Origin of the sequence: Shinella granuli (genome assembly GCF_004341885.1) — a bacterium.
Taxonomy (GTDB): domain Bacteria; phylum Pseudomonadota; class Alphaproteobacteria; order Rhizobiales; family Rhizobiaceae; genus Shinella; species Shinella granuli.
The window spans coordinates 207,055-222,079 of sequence record NZ_SLVX01000001.1; the positions used below are offsets into that span (position 1 = coordinate 207,055).

Consider the following 15,025-nt stretch of genomic DNA (forward strand, 5'->3'; position numbering starts at 1 on the left):
CCCGGTCCTCATTCGTCGAAGACGATGGCGAGCTTGTTGCCGACCGGGTCGCGGACATAGGCGGAATACCAGTTGGGGCCGTAGTGCGGGCGCGGGCCGGGGGCGCCTTCGTCCGTTCCGCCATGGGCGAGGGCGGCCGCATGGAAGGCCTCCACCTCGTCATGCGAAGCGGCGGGAAAGCCGATCATGGTGCCGTTGCCGGGGCTTGCCGGCGCGCCGTCGAAGGGCGTGCACAGCCAGAGGATGAAGCCGTCGGGACCGCCGCCTCTGGTGTAGCCGCGCAATCCCGGATAATCCGCCCGCACGGCCCAGCCGATCGTCGCGAGGACGGCGTCGTAAAAGGGCGTGGTGGCCGCGGCGTCCGATGTGCCGAGGGTTGCATAGACATCCATCCCTGCTTCTCCCATGTCGATTTTTTGCAACCCTATCTTGAAATCGGAACAAATCAAGAACATTATTGAGCGGTGGACGTCGGCGCGCGGGCGGTTGCCGAACCTTGCCCGCTTGGTCAGAATGGGGGGAACGAAAGTGCACATGATGATCGAAGCCCGACCTTCCACCCCCCTTGCCGCCCTGTTCGATGCGCCGACGGACGATCCGCTCGATGTGCTCAAGCGCGTCTACGGCTATGACGCCTTCCGCGGCAAGCAGCAGGCGGTGGTCGAGCATGTGGTCGGCGGCGGCGATGCCGTCGTGCTGTTCCCGACCGGTGCCGGCAAGTCGCTCTGCTTCCAGATCCCGGCGCTCTGCCGCGCGGGCGTCGGCATCGTCATCTCGCCGCTGATCGCGCTGATGCGCGACCAGGTGGAGGCACTGAAGCAGCTCGGCGTCAGGGCCGCCGCGCTGAATTCCTCCCTGACGCGCGACGAATTCTTCGCCGTGCGCGATGCGATGCGCGCGGGCGAGCTCGACCTTCTCTACGTCACACCCGAGCGCATCGTCACGGAGGGCTTTGCCGAGCTCGTCGCCGATGCGCGCATCGCGCTCTTCGCCATCGACGAGGCGCATTGCGTCTCGCAATGGGGCCACGATTTCCGGCCGGAATACCGAACGCTCGGCGTTCTCGGCGAGCGCTATCCCGGCGTGCCGCGCATCGCGCTGACGGCGACCGCCGATCCGCATACCCGCGGCGACATCATCGAGCGGCTCGGCCTCCAGGAGGCGGCGGTCTTCACCACCAGCTTCGACCGGCCGAACATTTCCTACGAGATCGCCGAGCGCGACCAGGCGCGCCAGCAATTGCTGCGCTTCCTCTCGCGCCACCAGGGCGAGAGCGGCATCGTCTACTGCCTGTCGCGCGCCAAGGTGGAGGACACGGCCGACTGGCTGAACGCGCAGGGCGTTCGCGCGCTGCCCTATCATGCCGGCTTCGACCGCGCGGTGCGCGACGCCAACCAGGATGCCTTCCTGAAGGAGGAGAACCTCTGCCTCGTCGCGACGGTCGCCTTCGGCATGGGCATCGACAAGCCGGATGTGCGCTATGTCGCCCATCTCGACCTGCCAGGCTCGGTGGAGGCCTATTACCAGGAGACGGGGCGTGCCGGGCGCGACGGCCTGCCCTCCGAGGCCTGGATGGCCTATGGCATGGCCGACGTCGTGCAGCGCCGCAAGATGATCGACGAGGGCGGGGCGGCCGAGGAGATCAAGCGCATCGAGCGCGCCAAGCTGACGGCGCTGCTCGCCATCTGCGAGACGGCCGGCTGCCGGCGCAAGGCGATCCTGGCGCATTTCGGCGAAGGCCATTCCGGCCATTGCGGCAATTGCGATACCTGCCGCAACCCGGTCGAGACCTGGGACGGCACGGAGGCGGCGATCAAGGCGCTCGCCGCCGTCTACCGTACCGGCGAGCGCTTCGGCGCCGCCCATGTCATCGACGTGCTGGTGGGCGCGGTCAACGAGAAGACCGAGCGCTTCGGCCATACCTCCATGCCGGTCTTCGGCGTGGGCAAGGACATTGCCGGGCGCGTCTGGCAGTCGATCTTCCGGCAGCTCCTGGCGGCCGGCCTCATCAGCGTCGACCACGCCGCCTATGGCGCGCTGAAGCTGGAGCCCGAGGCGCGCGCCGTCTTCCGCCACGAGCGGCAGGTGCTGCTCCGCAAGGACCGCCCGCCGACGGGGCGCAAGGGCAAGGCCGGCGGCTCGCCCGCCGCCCGCGAACGCTCGAACCTTGCCGGTTCCGATCGCGAACTTTTCGAGCTGCTGCGCGCCGAGCGGCTGTCCATCGCCAAGGATCTCGACGTGCCGCCCTATGTCGTCTTCCCGGACACGACGCTGATCGCGCTTGCCAAGGAGCGCCCGCGCGACCGGGAGGAGCTGCTCGACATTCCCGGCATCGGCGTTTCCAAGCGCGACCGGTTCGGCGATGCCTTCCTTGCCGTCATCGACGAATTCAGCGGCTGATTTTTTGACGCCGCCGCCGGAACGTTCCGGCCCTCTTCGTCCTTGTGTGTGCGTTCAGGCAAGGAGGACGCTTCGATGAAGGTTACGCAGCATCTCTGGTTCGAGAAGGACATGGAGGCCGCGATCGGCTTCTACACGTCGCTCATTCCCGGTTCCTCGGTCCACTGGGTCTCGTCGCTTCCGGCCGAAACGCCGAGCGGCCCGCCGGGCAGCGTGAAGATCGCCAGCTTCACGCTCGGCGACCAGCGCTACATGGCGATCGAGGCCGGTCCGCTCGATCCGTTCAACCACAGCTTCTCCATCATGGTCGAATGCGAGACGCAGGGTGATCTCGACCGGCTGTGGGACGCGCTGCGCGCCGGCGGCTCGGTGGAGCAGTGCGGCTGGCTGAGGGACCGCTGGGGCCTCTCCTGGCAGATCGCGCCGACGCGGCTCGGCGAATTGATGAGCGACCCGGATCAGGCGAAGGTCAAGCGCGTCACCGAGGCGATGCTCCAGATGGTCAAGCTCGACATCGCGCCGCTGGAGGCGACCGCGGCGCGGCAAGCCGGATGAGGCGCAGGTCCAGCCGCTACATGCGGACGGTCATGCCGCCGTCGACCACCAGCACATGGCCGTTGACGAAGGACGCCGCGTCGCTGGCGAGGAACAGGGCGGCGCCGGCGATCTCGTCGGCGCGGGCCCAGCGCTGGACGGGGATGCGCTGGCGCACGAAGGGCATCAGGCCCTCGTCGGCGGCGAGCGCCGCGTTGGTTTCCGTCGCGAACCAGCCGGGGGCGATGGCGTTGCTGGTGATGCCGTGCGGGGCGTATTCGACGGCCATGCTGCGCATGAGGCCGGTGAGGCCGTGCTTGGCGGCGGGGTAGATGCCGTCGTTCGGCATGGCCACATGGCCGCCGATCGAGGTGACGGCGATCAGCCGCCCGTGGCCGTTGCGCTTCATCAGCGCGGCGGCGTCCCGCGAGAGGCTCGCGGCGGCGGAAAGGTCGGTGCGGATCAGCTCGTCGATGGCCGCGTCGTCCATCTCCGACAGCGGCCGGCGGTCCCGGGCGCCGACATTGTTGACGAGCACGTCGAGCCGGCCGTGGGCGTCCTCGATCCCGGCGAGCACGGCGCGCTGGGCGGCCCGGTCGGCGATGTCGAAGGCGGCGGCGGAGGCGCTGCCGCCGGCCGCCGCGATCCTCTCGACCGCCCCGTCGAGCGTCGCGGCCGTGCGGCCCGTCACCACCACATGGGCGCCGGCCTCGGCCAGCGCCTTGGCGATCTCGAAGCCGAGGCCGCGGCCGCCGCCGGTGACGAGCGCCACGCGGCCCTTCTGGGAGAATCTTTCCAGTATCGTCATGGCCACATCCTTTCGCGCCGCCACCGGACAGGGGCAGGGCGTCGCTGTCAACCCTGCGGGCGGCGGGTTGCGGCTTTGTCCTTGGGCAAAAAGCGGCTATCAGCGGCGCGAGAGGATTTTGCCATGGCCCAGAACATCTACGACCAGCCCGCCTTCTTCGAGGGCTATTCCAATCTCCCCCGTTCGGTGCACGGCCTTGCGGGCGCGGCGGAGTGGGAGGCGGTGCGCGCGCTGCTGCCGGAGCTTGCGGGCAAGCGCATCGTCGATCTCGGCTGCGGTTTCGGCTGGTTCGCGCGCCATGCGGCGGAGGCGGGGGCGGAAAGCGTGCTCGGCCTCGACCTGTCGGAAAACATGATCGCCCGCGCCCGGGCGGAGACCGCGTCTCCCGCCGTCCGCTACGAGATCGCCGATCTCGACCGGCTGGACCTGCCGGCCGGGGCCTTCGATTTCGCCTACAGCTCGCTCGCCTTCCACTATATCGCGGATTTCGGCCGGCTGGTGCGCACCGTCCACGCCGCGCTGGTGCCGGGTTCCTCCTTCGTCTTCACCATCGAGCATCCGCTCTACATGGCGCCGTCCCGGCCGGATTGGGTGGAGGTGGACGGCCGGACGGTCTGGCCGGTCGACGGTTACCTCGTCGAAGGCCCGCGCACGACGGACTGGCTCGCCAAGGGCGTCGTCAAGCACCACCGCACGCTCGGCACGACCCTCAACGCCTTGATCGCCGCCGGCTTTTCCATCCGCCATGTCGAGGAATGGCGGCCGAGCGAGGCGCAGCTTGCGGCGCATCCGGAATGGCAGGTGGAGCTCAACCGGCCGATGTTCCTGCTGATCGCCTGCGAACGATCCTGAAACGGCGAAAAGAGCGGTCAAAACCCTTTACGTCGCCTGCCGCTGCGCTAGAACTATCGCAGTGGAGCAATTCGCCGGCACCATGATCAAAACGACAAGCCGGCGTTTACCGGAAGGGGAGCCGTGCCCATGAAAAGACTGAACCTGCCGGTCGACGGCGCCTGCCGCTGCGGGCGCGTGAAAATCCGCATCAGCGCGCCGCCGATGCTGACCATGGCCTGCCATTGCACCGGCTGCCAGCGCATGTCGGGCAGTGCCTATTCGCTGAGCGCGGCGATTCCGGCCGAAGGGTTTGCTGTCGTCGAAGGCACACCCGTCGTCGCCGGGGCGACTGCCGAGGCCGGCCATCATTTCTGCCCGGATTGCATGACCTGGATGTTCACCCGGCCCGCCGGCTTCGATTTCTTCGTCAATGTGCGGCCGACCATGCTGGACGAGACCGGCTGGTACAGCCCGTTCATCGAGACCTATACGAGCGAAAGGCTCGCCTGGGCGCAGACGCCGGCCGTGCACAGCTATGAAAAGTTCCCGCCGATGGAGGACTACGAGAAACTGATCGGCGCCTATGCGGCGAGCGCGGCCTGAGCCGTCGCCTCCTAAACCTTTCCGTCATTTTCGTGAGTGCGTGCCCATGACCTCCGCCTTCATCGCCCATCTCCAGTCCGAAATCGACGGTCTCAAATCCGCGGGCCTCTACAAGTCGGAGCGCGTGATCACCTCCAAACAGGCCGGCGAGATCGCCGTCGCCTCGGGCGAGCGCGTGCTGAACTTCTGCGCCAACAACTATCTCGGCCTCGCCGACAGCGAGGAGCTGGCCGAGGCCGGCAAGAAGGCGCTCGACCGCTACGGCTACGGCATGGCCTCGGTGCGCTTCATCTGCGGCACGCAGGAGGAGCACAAGGAATTGGAAGCGCGCATCTCGTCCTTCCTCGGGCTGGAGGACACCATCCTCTATTCCTCCTGCTTCGACGCCAATGGCGGCCTCTTCGAGACCCTGCTTTCCGAGGAGGACGCGATCATCTCCGATGCGCTGAACCACGCCTCGATCATCGACGGCGTGCGGCTCTCCAAGGCGAAGCGCTTCCGTTATGCCAACAACGACATGGCGAGCCTGGAGGAGGAGCTGAAGAAGGTGGAAGGCGCGCGCTTCAAGATGATCGCCACGGACGGCGTCTTCTCGATGGACGGCATCATCGCCAACCTCCGGGGCGTCTGCGACCTTGCGGAAAAATACGGCGCGATGGTCATGGTGGACGATAGCCACGCCGTCGGCTTCGTGGGAAAACATGGCCGCGGCTCGGCCGAGCATTGCGGCGTCGAGGGGCGGGTGGACATCATCACCGGCACGCTCGGCAAGGCGCTGGGCGGTGCTTCCGGCGGCTATACGTCCGGCCGGCGGGAGGTGGTGGAGTGGCTGCGCCAGCGCTCGCGGCCCTATCTCTTCTCCAACACGCTGGCGCCGGTCATCGCGGCCGCCTCGCTCAAGGTGTTCGATCTTATCGACAATGGCGATGCGCTGCGCAAGCGCCTCTATGCCAATGCCGATCTCTTCCGCGCCGAGATGACGACGCTCGGTTTCACGCTTGCGGGCGAGGGGCATCCGATCATCCCGGTCATGCTGGGCGATGCGAGCCTTGCGCAGGAGATGGCCTCGCGCATGCTGGCGAAGGGCGTCTACGTCATCGGCTTTTCCTTCCCCGTCGTGCCGCGCGGCCAGGCGCGCATCCGCACCCAGATGTCGGCCGCCCATAGCGAGGCGGATGTTCGCAAGGCGATCGAGGTTTTCGCCGAGGTCGGGCGCGAACTGGGCGTCATTTGAACTGCCATCTGAATCCCTTGCGGAGATTTCGTCATGTCGAACATGATGCGTGCGCTGGTTAAAGCAAAACCTGAAGTCGGCCTCTGGATGGAGACCGTGCCGGTGCCGGAGGTCGGCCCCAACGACGTGCTGATCCGGGTGAAGAAGTCGGCGATCTGCGGCACGGACGTGCATATCTGGAACTGGGACCATTGGGCCCAGAAGACGATCCCCGTGCCGATGGTCGTCGGCCACGAATTCGTCGGCGAGATCGCCGAGGTGGGGTCCGCCGTCACCAAGTACCGTGTCGGCGAGCGGGTCTCGGGCGAGGGACACATCGTCTGCGGCAAGTGCCGCAACTGCCGCGCCGGCCGCGGGCATCTCTGCCACTATACCAAGGGCGTCGGCGTCAATCGGCCGGGCTCCTTCGGCGAGTTCGTCGCAATTCCCGAATACAATGTCGTGCCGATCCCCGACGATGTGCCGGACGAGGTGGCGGCGATCTTCGACCCGTTCGGCAATGCCGTGCACACGGCGCTGTCCTTCGATCTCGTCGGCGAGGACGTGCTCGTCACGGGCGCCGGGCCGATCGGCATCATGGGGGCGATGGTGGCCAAGCGCTCCGGCGCGCGGAAGGTCGTCATCACCGACATCAACCCCGTCCGCCTCGATCTCGCCCGCAAGGTCGGCATCGACTACGTCGTCGACGCCGCCAAAGAGGATCTCGCCGAGGTGATGAACGAGATCGGCATGACCGAGGGTTTCGACGTCGGCCTTGAAATGTCTGGCGCGCCGCCGGCCTTCCGCTCGATGATCGACACGATGAACAATGGTGGCAAGATCGCCATCCTGGGCATCGCGCCCGATGGTTTCGGCATCGACTGGAACAAGGTGATCTTCAAGATGTTGACGCTGAAGGGCATCTACGGCCGGGAGATGTTCGAGACCTGGTACAAGATGATCGCCTTCGTGCAGGGCGGGCTGGATCTGTCGCCGATCATCACCCACCGGATCGGGATCGACGATTTCCGCGACGGCTTCGAGGCGATGCGTTCGGGCAATTCCGGCAAGGTCGTCATGGACTGGCACTGAGCCAGGGCGCGCAGGGGCGCGTCGGAACGGGAAGAGGAGGCCTGTCGATGAAATACGAGGGAAGCTGTCATTGCGGCAATGTCGCCTTCAAGGTGGAGGGCGAATTCGATACGGGGCTCGACTGCAACTGTTCGATGTGCCGCCGTCGCGGTGCGCTGCTCGCCTTCGTGCCGCGCGAAAAATTCGTGCTGACGACGCCGCAGGAGAACGTTTCGACCTATATGTTCAACCGCCACGTCATCGAGCATCATTTCTGTGCCAAATGCGGCATTGCGCCCTATGGCGAGGGAACCGATCCGAAAGGGAACAGGATGGCGGCGGTCAACCTGCGCTGCATTCCGGCCATCGATCTGGAGGCGCTGACCATCACCAAGGTCGACGGCCGTTCGTTCTGATCGTACCGCCTGCGAATCGGTTCGGGCAAGGCGCTGGTTTTCGAGGGATCGGGGGCCTTGTCTTTTAGGGAAAGGCTCCTACATGTGGGCTCTATCGCCCGGATCCGCCGACTTTCCTGTCCGCGAACCCGAATCGGAACCTTTTCCGGCTTTTTTGCCGGAAAAGCTTGACGTAACCGAAAATTCTGGGAATCACCATTGTTGGCTGAGAAGGAATGGGTACGGCGGATCGGGAAGTCATGTCAATTGTGTTGCTTCGGCAACATCACCACACGCCCGAGGGCCGGGATGTGGTTAATCGGGATTTAATTGTCAATCCGTTAGGTCAGGGACGCTGATTCGCGCTAACGACGCCGGAAGGCGATCGGCGCGGAGCCCCTAACCGCTTGGAAACTGATGCTCAGGAAAGCGACGAAGTAAATGGCGACAAAGGTCAAAGAGAACGAGGAAGTCGAAAACGAACGCGAAGGCGCATCCGACGGCCCACTTCTCGATCTTTCCGATGATGCCGTCAAGAAGATGATCAAGGCCGCCAAGAAGCGCGGCTATGTCACCATGGACGAGCTGAATTCGGTCCTGCCGTCCGAGGAGGTCACCTCGGAGCAGATCGAGGACACGATGGCCATGCTCTCCGACATGGGCATCAACGTCATCGAGGACGAGGACGCCGAAGAGGCGGCCCAGGGCGGTGACGAAGAGGGCGGCGACGAGGACGGCGAGAGCGAGGGCGGCGAGCTTGCCGCGTCCGGCGGCACTGCGCTTGCCACCGCCAAGAAGAAGGAACCGACCGACCGCACGGACGATCCGGTGCGCATGTACCTGCGCGAGATGGGCTCCGTCGAGCTTCTGTCGCGCGAGGGCGAAATCGCCATCGCCAAGCGCATCGAGGCCGGCCGCGAGACGATGATAGCCGGCCTCTGTGAGAGCCCGCTGACGTTCCAGGCCATCATCATCTGGCGGGATGAACTCAACGAAGGCCAGACCCTCCTGCGCGAGATCATCGACCTTGAGACGACCTATTCCGGTCCCGAGGCGAAGGCGGCCCCGCAGTTCCAGTCGCCGGAAAAGATCGAGGCCGACCGCAAGGCGGCCGAGGAAAAGGAAAAGACCCGCAAGCCCCGCGCGGCCAACGACGACGACATCACCAATGTCGGCGGCGACGGCATGCCGCCGGAGGAGGAGGAAGAGGACGACGACGAGTCGAACCTCTCACTCGCCGCCATGGAAGCGGAACTGCGCCCGCAGGTCATGGAAACGCTCGACACGATCGCCGAGACCTACAAGAAGCTGCGCAAGCTGCAGGACCAGCAGGTGGAAGCCCGCCTGCAGGCGACCGGCACGCTCTCGCCCGCCCAGGAGCGCCGCTACAAGGAGCTCAAGGACGAGCTGATCACCGCCGTCAAGTCGCTGTCGCTCAACCAGAACCGCGTCGACAGCCTCGTCGAGCAGCTCTACGACATCAACAAGCGCCTCGTGCAGAACGAGGGCCGCCTGTTGCGTCTTGCCGAGAGCTATGGCGTGAAGCGCGACTCGTTCCTGGAACAGTACAACGGCGCGGAACTCGACCCGAACTGGATGAAGTCGATCGCCAACCTGGCCGCCCGCGGCTGGAAGGAATTCGCCAGGAGCGAGAACACGACGATCCGCGACATCCGCCAGGAGATCCAGAATCTCGCCACCGAGACCGGCATCTCCATCTCGGAATTCCGCCGCATCGTGCACATGGTGCAGAAGGGCGAGCGCGAGGCGCGCATCGCCAAGAAGGAGATGGTGGAAGCCAACCTCCGTCTCGTGATCTCGATCGCCAAGAAGTACACGAACCGCGGGCTTCAGTTCCTCGATCTCATTCAGGAGGGCAATATCGGCCTGATGAAGGCGGTCGACAAGTTCGAGTATCGCCGCGGCTACAAGTTCTCGACCTACGCGACCTGGTGGATCCGTCAGGCCATCACCCGCTCGATCGCCGATCAGGCCCGCACGATCCGCATTCCCGTGCACATGATCGAGACGATCAACAAGATCGTGCGCACCTCGCGCCAGATGCTGCACGAGATCGGCCGCGAGCCGACGCCGGAGGAGCTGGCCGAAAAGCTCGCCATGCCGCTCGAAAAGGTGCGCAAGGTGCTGAAGATCGCCAAGGAGCCGATCTCGCTCGAAACGCCGGTCGGCGACGAAGAGGACAGCCACCTCGGCGATTTCATCGAGGACAAGAACGCGCTGCTGCCGATCGACGCCGCCATCCAGGCGAACCTGCGCGAGACGACGACCCGCGTGCTGGCCTCGCTGACGCCGCGCGAGGAACGCGTCCTGCGCATGCGCTTCGGCATCGGCATGAACACCGACCACACGCTGGAGGAAGTCGGCCAGCAGTTCTCGGTCACGCGCGAACGCATCCGCCAGATCGAGGCGAAGGCGCTGCGCAAGCTGAAGCACCCGAGCCGCTCGCGCAAGCTGCGTTCGTTCCTCGACAGCTGAGGCGACAGAGAGACAAAACGAGCCCCGCTACCCGAAAGGTTGCGGGGCTTTTTGTTTTGCGGGGCTGCCCCTCATCCGGCTGCCGCCACCTTCTCCCCGCCTGCGGGGAGAAGGAGATTGCCGTGCGGTTTTCCTAAAAGCGCCATCGTCGCGGAGGCAAGGCGTCGCATCCTTCCCTTCTCCCCGCTTGCGGGGAGAAGGTCGCGGCAGCGGGATGAGGGGCGGCAGTCGCCCGACGCCGCGCTTTTCCCGCATGTCACCGGTTGCCTCGGTCTTTCCGGCATGCAAGGTTCATCCCCGCAAGAGGGGTGATGCGCGGAGGACAACGATGCGGGATTGGTTCTGGCGTCTGCTGCTCTCCTTTTCCGCCACCGGCCTGGTGCTCGGCACGCTGTTCTTCGCCGCCTCGCTGACGCCCAGCCTCCTGCCGCGCACCTATGTCATGCAGGGCGTGCTTTCGGGCGTCGCCATGGCCTGCGGCTACGGGCTCGGCGTGGCCCTTGCCGCGCTGTGGTTCTGGCTCGGACTGCCGGAGCCGAAGGACCGGGTCCGTCTCTGGCTTGCCGCGGGCGCCGGGGGCCTTTGCGGCGTCGTGGTGCTGGTCTTCCTCTGGCGCACGGCGGAGTGGCAGAACTCCATCCGCACGCTGATGCACCTGCCGCCGATCGAGACGGCGCATCCCTTCTATGTCGGGCTCATCGCGCTCGCCGTCTTCCTCGTGCTCTTCGGCCTCGGGCGGCTCTTTGCCTTTCTCGCCCGGCTGTTCGCTCGGACCTCGCGCCGGGCGGCGCCGCGGCGGCTCTCCTCCGTCATCGGCACGGCGCTGGCCGCGACGCTGTTCTGGACGCTGGCTGACGGTATTCTGGTGCGCTTCGTGCTGCACACGGCCGATTCCTCCTTCCGCCGGCTCGACCAGGTGATCGAGCCGGACACGGCCGAGCCTTCCGATCCCGGAAAATCCGGCAGCGCCGCCTCGCTGGTGCGCTGGGACGAGCTTGGCCGCATGGGCCGCTCCTTCGTGGCGAGCGGGCCGACGGCAGGGGACATTGCCGCTTTCACGGGCAAGCCGGCGATGGAGCCTCTGCGCGTCTATGCCGGCCTCAACGCCGCCGAGACACCGGAGGCGCGGGCGAAGGTCGCGCTCGACGAGCTGATCCGCGTCGGCGGCTTCGAGCGCGCGACGCTCGTCATCGTCATGCCGACGGGCACCGGCTGGATCGATCCGGAGGGCATTGACACGGTCGAGTACCTGCACCATGGCGACATCGCCAGCGTCGCAATCCAGTATTCCTATCTCGCAAGCTGGCTTTCGCTGCTGGCCGAGCCGGACTATGGCGCCGAGGCCGCGCGGGCGCTCTTCCGCGCCGTGTACGGCCACTGGACGAGCCTGCCGAAGGACAAGAGGCCAAAGCTCTATCTCTACGGCCTCAGCCTCGGCGCCCTGTCGTCGGAACAGTCGGCCGAACTCTTCGAGGTGATCGGCGATCCCTACCAGGGGGCGCTGTGGGCCGGCCCGCCGTTTCCGAGCCGCATCTGGCGCAAGATGACGGCGGACCGCAATGCCGGCACGCCCGCCTGGCTGCCGCGCTTCCGCGACGGTTCCTATGTGCGCTTCACCAGCCAGGAGAACGCGCTGCCGGCGGCGGGCGAGCATTGGGGGCCGATGCGCATCGTCTACCTGCAATATGCCAGCGACCCGATCACCTTCTACGATCCCTATGCCTTCTACCGCCAGCCGGCCTGGATGGCCGTGCCGCGCGGGCCGGATGTCTCGCCGGATTTCGAATGGTATCCCGTCGTCACCTTCCTGCAACTGACGCTCGACATGGCCATGGCGACCACGACGCCGATGGGGCTCGGCCATGTCTATGCCGGCGAGCATTATATCGATCCGTGGATCGCTGTGACGGACGTGACGGACTGGAGCGCGGCGGACGTCGCCCGGCTCAAGGAGAGGTTCCGGGCGGGGCGGTGATCAGCCCTTGACGGCGATGATGAAGAGCCGCGGGAAGCGCAGCAGCCGGCGGCCATCGGCCATCGGCGGGTAGGCGTTCGCGATCCGGTTCTCGTAGTCCGCAAGGAAGGCGTCGTGCTCTCCGGCCGGCAGGCGGTCGAGATAGGGACGCAGGCCCGTCGCCTTCACCCAGTCGACGATGGCGGCCGCATCCGCCATGGGATGGTTGTAGACGGTGTGCCAGACATCGACGCGGGCGGCCTTGGGGTTGAGCGCGTCAAAACAGGCGGCCGGGGCGGGCATCGGGCCGCGCCGCGGCGTGCCCGCGGCAAAGGCGCCCCGCCAGGGACCGGCAAGGGCGCTTTCCTCCATCAGGAGATGGGAGGGTTCGTTGCGATTGTCCGGCATCTGCACGGCCAGCACGCCGCCGGGCCGCAGGCCCTCCACCAGCCGCGCCATCAGCGCCACCGGATCGGGCAGCCACTGGAAGACGGCATTGGCGAAGAGCAGGGCGGCCGGCTCGTGCGGGCGCCATTTCGCAAGGTCGCATTCGACGAAATCGACGCCGGGCAGACGCTTCCGCGCGGCCTTCAGCATGTCGCCGGCATTGTCCACGCCGCGCACGCCCCGGCCGGGAAAGCGCTCCACCAGCAGCTCCGTCGAGTTTCCCGGCCCGCAGCCGAGGTCATAGACGGTTCCGGCGACAAGGTCGGCCGGCACCTGTGCCAGCAGGTCGCGGGCAGGGCGGGTGCGCTCGTCCTCGAATTTCAGGTATTGCGCGGCGGACCAGGCCATGGCGGCTCCGTTCAGAGGCTTTCGAGCGACGGCAGGATCAGCGCGGGGCCGAGGTCGAAATACTCGTCCGGCATGTCGCTGCGGTTGATCCAGACGGTGCGGAAGCCGAATTTCGTCGCGCCGGCGATGTCCCAGCGGTTGGAGGACTGGAAGGAGACGGCGCTCGGATAGAGCCGGTAGTTCGTCGTCACGAGATCGTAGACGGCGGGGGCGGTTTTGTAGGTCTTCAGCGCATCGACCGAGAAGATGTCGTCGATGACGGTGTCGAGTGCGGCATTCTTCACCGCCGAGGCCAGCATGGCGGGCGAGCCGTTGGAGAGGATGGCGATATGCGCGCCGCGCTGCTTCAGCGCCTTCAGCACGGCCGGCACTTCCGGATAGCAGTCGAGCTTCCAGTAGGCGTCGAGCAGCTTCTGGCGCAGCGTCGGATCGACGCCGCCGATGCGCTTGAACGTATAGTCGAGCGCCTGCTCGGTGAGCTGCCAGAAATCGGCATAGGCGCCCATCAGCGCCCGCGTCCAGGAATATTCGAGCTGCTTGGCGCGCCAGATCTCGGAAAAGATCTGGTAGTTCGGACCGACATCCCCCGCATGGCGGCGCACCGCCGCGTGCACGTCGAACAGCGTGCCATAGGCGTCGAAGACATAGGCGGCATGGGACATGGGCGGCGATTCCTTCTGGCATTGTCGAGGGCGATTGGTCGCCATCGGACGATGAAAGTCAATCGGGTCGGCAGGCCCTTCAGAACCGCGTGATGACGCTGATGCCGAGGTCCGTCGCCTTGTCCATCGCCGTCAGGGCGGGCACGGCCTCCTCCAGGCTGACATGCCGGCCGATCAGCCGTTGCGGGGCGAGCTTGCCGCTTTCGATCATCGCCAGCATGGCGTCGTAGCGCCAGGCCTGCATGCCGTGGCTGCCGTAGATTTCCAGCTCGTGGCCGATGACCTGGGCCATGGGAATCTGGGGCGTTGCATGGTCGGCGAGCATCAGGCCGACCTGCACGTGCCGTCCGCGCCGGCGCAGGTTTTTTATCGAGTTGAAGCAGGTGACGGGCGAGCCGAGCGCATCGACCGAGGCATGCGCCCCGCCGCCGGTGATCTCGCGCACGGCCTCCGCGACGTCGGCGACCTCGCGTGCGTTGATGACGGCGACGGCGCCCATTTTCCGGGCGAAGTCCAGTTTCTCCGCGGAAATGTCGATGGCGATGGGGTTGGCACCGAGGGCGGCGGCGATCATGATCGCGGAGAGGCCCACCCCGCCGCAGCCGTGCACGGCCACCCATTCGCCGCCCGTCACGCGCGCCTGGTCGACGACGGCGCGGAAAGAGGTGGCGAAGCGGCAGCCGAGGCTGGCGGCCGTGGCATAGTCGATCGCGTCCGGCAGGTGCACGAGATTGTGGTCGGCAAAATCGATGGCGACGAGTTCGGCGAAGGAGCCCCAATGGGTGAAGCCGGGCTGGAACTGTTCTTCGCAAACCTGTTGGTTGCCCGAGCGGCATTCGCCGCAATGGCCGCAGCCGGAGACGAAGGGCACCGTCACCCGCTCGCCTTCGCGGAAACGGCGCACGTTCCTGCCGACGGCCACCACCCTGCCGGCGAGCTCGTGGCCCGGCACATGCGGCAGGCGGATATCCGGGTCATGGCCCATCCAGCCGTGCCAGTCGGAGCGGCAGAGCCCCGTCGCCTCCACCTTGATCACCACGCCGCCGGGCGTAGGCGTCGGGTCGGGCAGGGTGCGGATCTCGGGTGTCGCCTCGAAGGCTTCGTAATACATCGCGCGCATGGTGATCTCCCTTCTGTTCTTGTATCGCATGCGCCTCGAACGCCCTCAACGGCGTCACCCATGATAAGGCCTGATGCACCCATTCAACATCTTGAATGGACAAGCGCGGCCGGCTGTCGGAAGGCATTTGTGACTTGACC

14 protein-coding genes are annotated in these 15,025 nt (G+C 66.3%); 9 read left to right on the forward strand and 5 right to left on the reverse strand.

Going from position 1 to position 15,025, the window contains the following annotated elements; translation table 11 throughout:
* Positions 1 to 8: 8 nt before the first annotated feature.
* On the reverse strand, positions 9 to 392 hold the full coding sequence (locus EV665_RS01020) for a VOC family protein (RefSeq protein WP_133032763.1): 384 nt from the start codon (positions 390 to 392) through the stop codon (positions 9 to 11).
* A 145-nt stretch (positions 393 to 537) separates the two neighbouring features.
* Here EV665_RS01020 and recQ point away from each other — a divergent pair, with 145 nt between their 5' ends.
* Both recQ and EV665_RS01030 read left to right on the forward strand, forming a co-directional pair.
* Positions 538 to 2,400 carry a DNA helicase RecQ gene (gene recQ / locus EV665_RS01025; RefSeq protein WP_162852954.1) on the forward strand — a complete coding sequence of 621 codons (1,863 nt, stop codon included), beginning with the start codon at positions 538 to 540 and terminating at the stop codon, positions 2,398 to 2,400.
* Between the two features lie 75 nt (positions 2,401 to 2,475).
* The gene (locus EV665_RS01030; RefSeq protein WP_133032765.1) at positions 2,476 to 2,955 is read left to right on the forward strand and encodes a VOC family protein; all 480 of its coding nucleotides are present in this window, start codon (positions 2,476 to 2,478) and stop codon (positions 2,953 to 2,955) included.
* A 16-nt stretch (positions 2,956 to 2,971) separates the two neighbouring features.
* Here the strand turns inward: EV665_RS01030 and EV665_RS01035 are convergent, their stop codons facing one another.
* The gene (locus tag EV665_RS01035) at positions 2,972 to 3,742 is read right to left on the reverse strand and encodes an SDR family oxidoreductase (protein ID WP_133032766.1); all 771 of its coding nucleotides are present in this window, start codon (positions 3,740 to 3,742) and stop codon (positions 2,972 to 2,974) included.
* Positions 3,743 to 3,865: 123 nt separating this feature from the next.
* Here EV665_RS01035 and EV665_RS01040 point away from each other — a divergent pair, with 123 nt between their 5' ends.
* The 7 genes from EV665_RS01040 to EV665_RS01070 all read left to right on the forward strand — a co-directional run bounded on the left by EV665_RS01040 (position 3,866) and on the right by EV665_RS01070 (position 12,329).
* Positions 3,866 to 4,594, forward strand: coding sequence for a class I SAM-dependent methyltransferase (locus EV665_RS01040; RefSeq protein ID WP_133032767.1), 729 nt, complete (start codon positions 3,866 to 3,868; stop codon positions 4,592 to 4,594).
* A 129-nt stretch (positions 4,595 to 4,723) separates the two neighbouring features.
* Positions 4,724 to 5,179 carry a GFA family protein gene (locus EV665_RS01045; RefSeq protein ID WP_133032768.1) on the forward strand — a complete coding sequence of 152 codons (456 nt, stop codon included), beginning with the start codon at positions 4,724 to 4,726 and terminating at the stop codon, positions 5,177 to 5,179.
* Positions 5,180 to 5,225: 46 nt separating this feature from the next.
* Positions 5,226 to 6,413, forward strand: a complete 1,188-nt coding sequence (locus tag EV665_RS01050; protein ID WP_133032769.1) for a glycine C-acetyltransferase — start codon at positions 5,226 to 5,228, stop codon at positions 6,411 to 6,413.
* 33 nt (positions 6,414 to 6,446) lie between these two features.
* Positions 6,447 to 7,484 (forward strand): L-threonine 3-dehydrogenase, encoded by a 1,038-nt coding sequence (gene tdh, locus EV665_RS01055; RefSeq protein ID WP_133032770.1) that lies wholly within the window; start codon positions 6,447 to 6,449, stop codon positions 7,482 to 7,484.
* 47 nt (positions 7,485 to 7,531) lie between these two features.
* Positions 7,532 to 7,879 carry a GFA family protein gene (locus EV665_RS01060; RefSeq protein WP_133032771.1) on the forward strand — a complete coding sequence of 116 codons (348 nt, stop codon included), beginning with the start codon at positions 7,532 to 7,534 and terminating at the stop codon, positions 7,877 to 7,879.
* A 420-nt stretch (positions 7,880 to 8,299) separates the two neighbouring features.
* Positions 8,300 to 10,354, forward strand: coding sequence for an RNA polymerase sigma factor RpoD (gene rpoD, locus EV665_RS01065; RefSeq protein ID WP_064330695.1), 2,055 nt, complete (start codon positions 8,300 to 8,302; stop codon positions 10,352 to 10,354).
* Between the two features lie 328 nt (positions 10,355 to 10,682).
* Positions 10,683 to 12,329, forward strand: a complete 1,647-nt coding sequence (locus EV665_RS01070) for an alpha/beta hydrolase (protein ID WP_133032772.1) — start codon at positions 10,683 to 10,685, stop codon at positions 12,327 to 12,329.
* Here the strand turns inward: EV665_RS01070 and tam are convergent, their stop codons facing one another.
* The 3 genes from tam to EV665_RS01085 form a co-directional block, all read right to left on the reverse strand.
* Positions 12,330 to 13,103 carry a trans-aconitate 2-methyltransferase gene (tam, locus tag EV665_RS01075; protein ID WP_133032773.1) on the reverse strand — a complete coding sequence of 258 codons (774 nt, stop codon included), beginning with the start codon at positions 13,101 to 13,103 and terminating at the stop codon, positions 12,330 to 12,332.
* A gap of 11 nt (positions 13,104 to 13,114) precedes the next feature.
* The gene (locus EV665_RS01080; protein ID WP_064330692.1) at positions 13,115 to 13,765 is read right to left on the reverse strand and encodes a haloacid dehalogenase type II; all 651 of its coding nucleotides are present in this window, start codon (positions 13,763 to 13,765) and stop codon (positions 13,115 to 13,117) included.
* Between the two features lie 79 nt (positions 13,766 to 13,844).
* A complete protein-coding gene (locus EV665_RS01085) occupies positions 13,845 to 14,885 on the reverse strand; it encodes a zinc-dependent alcohol dehydrogenase family protein (RefSeq protein WP_133032774.1) in 1,041 nt (346 codons plus the stop codon).
* Positions 14,886 to 15,025 lie beyond the last annotated feature (140 nt).